The sequence below is a fragment of the Psychromonas antarctica genome (assembly GCF_022267535.1).
GTDB lineage: Bacteria > Pseudomonadota > Gammaproteobacteria > Enterobacterales > Psychromonadaceae > Psychromonas > Psychromonas antarctica.
In genome coordinates, this window is the sequence record NZ_JAHNZV010000192.1 from 1 (window position 1) to 2952 (window position 2952).

General features: G+C 41.5%; 3 protein-coding genes and 1 pseudogene. 3 read left to right on the forward strand and 1 reads right to left on the reverse strand.

Annotated features, from left to right (window positions below; translation table 11 throughout):
• Positions 1–557: pseudogene (locus KSO91_RS16705) on the forward strand (PAAR domain-containing protein); the annotation flags it as partial.
• A complete protein-coding gene (locus tag KSO91_RS16710; RefSeq protein WP_238744156.1) occupies positions 554–1075 on the forward strand; it encodes a hypothetical protein in 522 nt (173 codons plus the stop codon). The pseudogene KSO91_RS16705 and the gene KSO91_RS16710, both read left to right, overlap by 4 nt.
• Positions 1076–1229: 154 nt before the next feature.
• On the opposite strand, the gene KSO91_RS16715 is transcribed toward KSO91_RS16710, so the two are convergent.
• The gene (locus tag KSO91_RS16715; RefSeq protein WP_238744157.1) at positions 1230–1403 is read right to left on the reverse strand and encodes a hypothetical protein; all 174 of its coding nucleotides are present in this window, start codon (positions 1401–1403) and stop codon (positions 1230–1232) included.
• A gap of 28 nt (positions 1404–1431) precedes the next feature.
• Here KSO91_RS16715 and KSO91_RS16720 point away from each other — a divergent pair, with 28 nt between their 5' ends.
• On the forward strand, positions 1432–1623 hold the full coding sequence (locus KSO91_RS16720) for a hypothetical protein (RefSeq protein WP_238744158.1): 192 nt from the start codon (positions 1432–1434) through the stop codon (positions 1621–1623).
• Positions 1624–2952: the final 1329 nt, after the last annotated feature.

The window sequence follows — 2952 nt, forward strand, 5'->3', positions numbered from 1 at the left end:
AAGCGGCCGATACCGACCCGCAACGTTGTGCTGAAATTCTTGGGTTAACATATCACCCAGAAAGCACCTACTCAATGGTGATTGTTGATACCCATAAAGCTGTAGAGACCTCTGGAGCAGAGTCAATTACTCCCACGTTTAGCGAAATTTCACAATTTGCGAAAAATGAGTTAGATGGCATTGATGATGCAACCATTGATGCACTCTATACGCCACAATACCAAGCAACTTACAGTAAACTGTACAACCAAGCCGATGAATTAGGGCTGGATGTGTGGAATAATGAGGGTATGAAGGATTTTAATCAGACATTAGAAGCGCAAGGTGAAGATGCTGATGCTTTTGAAGCAAGGGTTAACTTACATGATAAATTGGGTAGTAATGAAGACTTTTTAGGCAACGGCTTAACCAAAAACAACAATCCAAAAGTTAAACAAAAGTTTGGTATTGTTGAAACATTAACGCTAGAGCGCACACCACAAACCCTTGCCGCGCTTAAAGGCAATAAAGCCATTAAGATTATTGAAAAACTAACCCCTATTGGAAATATTGTATGATAACACCAGCAGAATTTACTCACCCAAGCCAATTCCCTGACAGTTTTAAATTAATTGCAGACATTAAAAATCCTTTTAAGGCAGATAGAGATTGTTTATTTTATAAAAATGAAGATTTATTAGTCACATTTGTAGGCCACAATTGGACTAATAAAAAAACAGGCGAAGTAAAATATCTCTCTTACCAAGCTTGTTTCCCCTTAGCGGTACTGTCTTGGGTGATTAAAATGTTGGATTATTTCGATACGCCTCCTAATGAAGGAGGATTAGCCCCAGGTAAAATATCTAATAAGGAGGAAGTAGATGGCGAGCTATTACTGTTTACCCGAGGTGTTTGTGTCGGCGGCCCTGATCACGGTGGTTACAATTTAGAAAATTTAAGCCGTATCAATTATGGCAGAAAACCGACAAGTAATAGTTATCAAGGTTTTGATTTTCCGGATCCTTGGTTATATGACGGTGGATTATTAGAATTTTGGAAAGCGCTAGCTAATAAATATGAGAATGGCTTGCTGTGATTGGCATATTAACCAACCATGCATACTTCGTTGCTTTAAAGAGGCATTCGGAAACCAGACCACTTTTCACTCAATTTCAAAATTAATTTACGGATAACTGGCTATTGGATGAAAAAATATAGGCGTTCTAATTCGCTCATTCATTTAGTCGTCATCACCTAACCGTTGGCAATAATAAATCAGCTAAGCCGATTGTCTTAGCAACGGGCACTAAGGTTTCTAAAGCAAAACCAATCACTACATCTGCACCAAAAGAACCTAATGCACTTGATGCAAGCAAAAAACAAGTAATACAACATTGGCAGAATATAGAAAATAACGCAGACAATTTCCCAGAAGCCTTTGGCGCGTGTTTGATGAAACTCAATGCAGAAGCGGGTTACAGCATGGCAGAAGGTGCTAAATCAACCTATGAAACCTTAACGTCATGGGATAAATTTAACGCAGCCACAGCAGGGCTGGTGCATACTATTACTAATCCTGTTGAAACTTTTGATGCTATCCAAGGTGCTGCAGAAACTTTTGCCGATTTCCTGCAAACAGCATGATCCCAAACATTGCGTTTATCCTGTTGAGGGCCGCGGACTTCAGTCCGCCAGTGTTTGTTCAAACAGTTCGTACAGTATTTTATAAAAACAATGCAGGCTAAAGCCTGCGCCCCAGAGAAAGTAAAAAACGAATGTAGCCTTTACCTTATTTAGGGGCGCGGACTTCAGTCCGCCAGTGTGTTTGTTCATTCAAACAGTTCGCACAGTATTTTGTAAAAACAAAGCAGGCTAAAGCCTGCGCCCCAGAGAGAGTAAAAACCGAATGTAGCCTTTACCTTGTTGAGGGGCGCGGACTTCAGTCCGCCAGTGTGTTCAGTTCATTCAAACAGTTTGCCCTGTATTTTATAAAAACAAAGCAGGCTAAAGCCTGCGCCCCAGAGAGAGTACAAACCGAATGTAGCCTTTACCTTGTTGAGGGGCGCGGACTTCAGTCCGCCAGTGTTTGTTCATTACAAACAGTTCGCACAGTATATTTTGTAAAAACAATGCAGGCTAAAGCCTGCGCCCCAGAGAGAGTGCAAGCCGCATGCTGCCACACGTTGAATGAACCTTATTTAGGGGCGCGGACTTCAGTCCGCCAGTGTTTGTTCATTACAAACAGCTTGCTGAGCCTTTTTAAAAACAAAGCAGGCTAAAGCCTGCGCCCCAGAGAGAGTATAAACAGCATACTCCCCACACATTGCGTTTACCTTGTTGAGGGGCACGGGCTTTAGCCCGCCAGTGTATTCAGTTCATTCAAACAGTTTGCCCTGTATTTTGTAAAAACAAAGCAGGCTAAAGCCTGCGCCCCAGAGAAAGTACAAACAGCCTGTTGCCTTTAGCTTATTGAGGGGCGCGGACTTCAGTCCGCCAGTGTTTGTTCACTCAAACAGTTCGCGGAGCCATTTTCAAAAAAAAGCAGGCTAAAACCTGCGCCCCAGAGAAAGTAAAAAACCGAATGTTGCCTTTACCCTGTTGAGGGGCGCGGACTTCAGTCCGCCAGTGTTTGTTCATTCAAACAGTTCGCGGAGCCATTTTCAAAACAAAGCAGGCTAAAACCTGCGCCCCAGAGAAAGTACATGAAAATTGCGGACACCCAAACCTTTTATTAACATTTAATTTTGTTTAAAAGGTATGGCTGTCCTACTTTTTCCCTTCCTATTTTTTCCCTTTTTTTACTTCCTGTGATTAATTTGTCACAATATGTTGATGAAACAGCGGAACTAGGTATTATAGTGCGCAATTAATTAATATGGATTTAATAATGTATATTTCTAAGTATCAAGGTGTTGATCGTCTTGGGCGTAACTGCAGAGGAATCACTTTAGTGTGTAACTTTGGTTATCATCA